The organism is Echinicola sediminis, from assembly GCF_054777495.1.
Genome location: NZ_BAAHAP010000240.1, coordinates 1 through 850 on the forward strand (window position 1 = coordinate 1; position 850 = coordinate 850).

At 42.1% G+C, this 850-nt stretch carries 1 protein-coding gene and 1 pseudogene; both read left to right on the plus strand.

Annotated features, from left to right (window positions below):
• Positions 1–271: 271 nt before the first annotated feature.
• On the plus strand, positions 272–562 hold the full coding sequence (locus tag ACYVAA_RS22970) for a helix-turn-helix domain-containing protein (RefSeq protein ID WP_460546438.1): 291 nt from the start codon (positions 272–274) through the stop codon (positions 560–562).
• An 11-nt stretch (positions 563–573) separates the two neighbouring features.
• Positions 574–850: pseudogene (locus ACYVAA_RS22975) on the plus strand (hypothetical protein); the annotation flags it as partial.

Below are 850 nucleotides of genomic sequence, written 5' to 3' on the forward strand. Positions count from 1 at the left end.
GTTGAATTTGTCATAAGGCTTCGTTGCTAAAAAACTAGAGTACAAGTTACGAAAAATGGAATATTATGGAAATAAGGAATGATAGAATGTCCTGATTAAGGGTTTAAAAACCGTTTATTGTTTTTAGTATGTGTCATTCAGAATGTCTCTATGACCAGGAAAATTCTTGCCCTTCAAAACTGATAAAATATTTCGCTATCCCAGCTGAAATCCTCGCATAATTTCCTATTTTAGTCAAAATTTGTCAAGTCAATAATCAAATAGACTTAAAATGATTGGAGATAAAATACGGGAACTCCGCGAAGGTGAAAATATCCTGCTCCGGCAGCTTGCCGCACAACTGGATATGGATACGGCCCTGCTCAGTAAAATGGAGCGTGGAGATCGCCTTTTTAGAAAAGAAGATATCATCGAACTGGCCAAAATTTTCCATCAGCCTCAGGAAGAATTGCTGACCCTGTGGCTGGCGGATAAAATCCTGAAAACAGCCGAAGGAGAAGCCTATATTCCACAAGCCCTAAGCTTGGCCTTACAAGCCTTTAATAAAAACCATTCCATCTGAACTTTAGCGATATGAGTATAGATAAACTGGACTTAAAGTCCCCTGACTTGGTCAAAGAAAATTTTGATAAACTGGCCCAACTTTTTCCAAACTGCGTCACCGAATCAGAGGTGGAAACAACCAATGGCACTGAGCTCCGCCGAAGCATCGACTTCGACTTGCTGAAGCAAGAGCTTAACCATGCCGTAGTAGAAGGTACAAAAGAGCGCTACCGTCTGGAATGGCCAGGAAAGCGTGAAGCCATTGTGACCGCCAACCTTCCCACTACCAAAACCCTGCGCCCGGTAC

Coding starts and splice junctions, on each gene's coding strand:
- ACYVAA_RS22970 (WP_460546438.1), top strand. CDS start 272: ATGATTGGAGATAAAATACGGGAACTCCGCGAAGGTGAAAATATCCTG.